Origin of the sequence: Rariglobus hedericola, from assembly GCF_007559335.1 — a bacterium.
GTDB lineage: Bacteria > Verrucomicrobiota > Verrucomicrobiia > Opitutales > Opitutaceae > Rariglobus > Rariglobus hedericola.
This window is the reverse complement of the sequence record NZ_VMBG01000007.1, coordinates 1-2472: the sequence shown is the minus strand read 5'-3', so window position 1 is coordinate 2472 and position 2472 is coordinate 1. Positions and strand designations below refer to the sequence as shown.

The following is a 2472-nucleotide window of genomic DNA, read 5'->3' as shown; positions in this document are numbered from 1 at the left end:
TACTGGTGCAAAATCGCGATCAATGAAAACGGAGCCGAACCAGTCGTTACAGACAATGCAGTTTGCTGTCACGCCGGCTGCTTCGCACCCGTCGCGCCAGCAAACCGCATGTCTGATCTAAAGCGTTAGCCAAAATGAAAAATATAACACTACTTGTTTTCGTCTTGGCCTGTGCATCCGCATTTGGCGCTGAAAATACACGCGATCTACCCCTGCCGAAAAAACCTACATCATTCGATTTCGCGGAGGTCGCGAATCAATTTATATCCTTAGGAGAAAAGGAGGCTGTCGCCAAATTACTTTATTTATGCAAGGACTCAAAATCAGAATACGGACACGATATAGACTCCAAGACCCGCGAGCAAATTGGATGGATCTGTAGATTAGTGTTTAGGGCTAAAGCGAATTCGGCCTTACGCCCGCCCCGTTTTGGTGGACTCAACCTGCCATTTAATACGATGAAATACTCGGACTGGCCAATTTACCCACTGGCCGAAAGCAATGGTGTATATTTCTTATTAGCTGACGGCTATTCACTTGCAGGGGTAGCGGAAGATCCTCGAAAGTATATAATATACTGCCAGGCTGAAGGTATATTCAGAACCGACTATTTGATTGTTCCGTCGGAAGCCGATGCGGGAAGCGCTTTGGATTTATTACTTCAAAAAGAAGTGTGGATGAAAATTAAGTGGAAAGATTCAGAATGGCATACCGGAGGAGGAGGATTTAGTTATACGCTCCACGAAGAAAGCGTGATCAAATATTTAAGAAAACAAACCAAGAAGGCTAACCAAGCGTTACAGACAACGACCACAGCTGTCACGGATCGTGCTGTCGCACGCTCCGCGCCAGCTGCGGTCGTGTCTGATCTTTGACGTTCGGCAATGAAATCACTACTTCAGATATTTATGATAGGTGCTGGCAGTCTCAGTTTTCTCATATCCGCACCGATCATGATTTATGGATACATGATGTATCGAGGCTTCGGCGGTGATCTCACAAATAAAGACCGATTATTACTTTCGATTCCATTTCTGGCTTTGGCACTGATTGCGGCGGGCGTAATCTGGAGAAAGTCGGACCAAAAAGAAGACGAGCCACTCGCATGAATATCTCTGGAGCCAGAAATAAAAACCACGGAGCCGAACCAGTCGTTACAGACAATTTCGTGCAGTGTCACAGTCGCGGCGGAGCCGCTTTGTGTGCCACCGCACGAAATGTCTGATCTAAAGCGTTGGGCAAAATGAAAGCCAAACCATTAATCCTCACGGTCGTATTCATAGTTATAGCCGCCTGCGCTTTTGCTATTTGGCAGGAGCATGCTCAGCGTAAAACAAAGGTTCAGGCTGAAGCCAGAGCACACGAACTATTACAGGCGAAGAAATCTTATGAGTCCCTAGAGCTAGCTTCGCTAGCTGCTTACACAAAATACTATTTTGAGAATCCTGAGGCTCAGTTTACCGCAGCGAAAGAATTAATCGCGCTCACAGAAGGAGCCGATCCGAAAGTTTGGCAGTATATGGATTGGGGCACATACAACGCCGAAATTTACGCCCGAGCTAGTCTCTCCGCCCAATTGACTGAAAGGAAAGCAGAGGCAGAGGAGTTCAGAAAGCTCGCAGTATTGGCATGGCTTAAAAGAAAATCGTGGGATTCTGCGACTCAGCAGATGACGGCGATTACCCCGACGCCTGAGTTCGAGCAATCAGATCACGAGTTATTCACTTATATATCGCGATGGGATCAGATAGTGCGCGAGAAAAAGACGCCAGAAAAGACCGAAGATGAAATAGCTGCTTACCGTGCTCAGTTAAATGATGCAGTCGCTGATGAAGTGAGAGCAAGAAGAGCTCAGCGCCAGAAATCAGCAGAAACGAAATGAAACCACGGAGCCCAACCAGCGGCTACAGACAATGCGGTTTAAGCTCCTCAATAATTCGATAGCACAGGGTCCGCATGTCTGACCCAGAACGTTCGGCAAAAATATGAGCACTAATCTCGCATGCTTTTTATTCGGAATACCGGTGACTGTATTATGGGCATTCGGCATTAAAAAAGGCATTATGTATGGCGCTAGAAATCGCTGGATTCGCCGGAATAACGAGCCATTCTTATTTTGGTTTATGACCGCTTTTTCAGGCTCGGTAGCTTTAGGATTATTGGTTGCACCGATTTTATCGTGGACCGGTCTTCGAGAATAAAATCGAACCTACGCATATGAATATCTCTGGAGCCAGAAGTAAAAACCACGGAGCCGAACCAGTCGTTACAGACAATTTCGTGCAGTGGCACAGTCGCGGCGGAGCCGCTTTGTGTGCCACCGCACGAAATGTCTGATCTAAAGCGTTAGGCAAAAAATGAAATCACTCAGCATACTATTTCTTGCGGCCTACTTAACCGTCTTGGCCCAAGCTTTTCCGCCACGCCCACCGATACCATCGGTATTGGTTGAACCCGCATTGGCAGCGGCCA

4 protein-coding genes are annotated in these 2472 nt (G+C 47.1%); all 4 read left to right on the top strand.

The features are described from left to right. The first annotated feature begins 134 nt into the window (after window positions 1-134). Window positions 135-875: a hypothetical protein gene (locus tag FPL22_RS17570; RefSeq protein WP_144354350.1), complete on the top strand. Its 741-nt coding sequence runs from the start codon at window positions 135-137 to the stop codon at window positions 873-875. A gap of 9 nt (window positions 876-884) precedes the next feature. Beyond that, window positions 885-1109 carry a hypothetical protein gene (locus FPL22_RS17565; RefSeq protein WP_144354349.1) on the top strand — a complete coding sequence of 75 codons (225 nt, stop codon included), beginning with the start codon at window positions 885-887 and terminating at the stop codon, window positions 1107-1109. 134 nt (window positions 1110-1243) lie between these two features. Beyond that, entirely contained in the window at window positions 1244-1882 is a 639-nt protein-coding gene (locus tag FPL22_RS17560) for a hypothetical protein (protein ID WP_144354348.1), read from the top strand. Between the two features lie 103 nt (window positions 1883-1985). After that, window positions 1986-2201, top strand: a complete 216-nt coding sequence (locus FPL22_RS17555; RefSeq protein WP_144354347.1) for a hypothetical protein — start codon at window positions 1986-1988, stop codon at window positions 2199-2201. Window positions 2202-2472 lie beyond the last annotated feature (271 nt).

Coding starts and splice junctions, on each gene's coding strand:
- FPL22_RS17565 (WP_144354349.1), top strand. CDS start 885: ATGAAATCACTACTTCAGATATTTATGATAGGTGCTGGCAGTCTCAGT.
- FPL22_RS17555 (WP_144354347.1), top strand. CDS start 1,986: ATGAGCACTAATCTCGCATGCTTTTTATTCGGAATACCGGTGACTGTA.
- FPL22_RS17570 (WP_144354350.1), top strand. CDS start 135: ATGAAAAATATAACACTACTTGTTTTCGTCTTGGCCTGTGCATCCGCA.
- FPL22_RS17560 (WP_144354348.1), top strand. CDS start 1,244: ATGAAAGCCAAACCATTAATCCTCACGGTCGTATTCATAGTTATAGCC.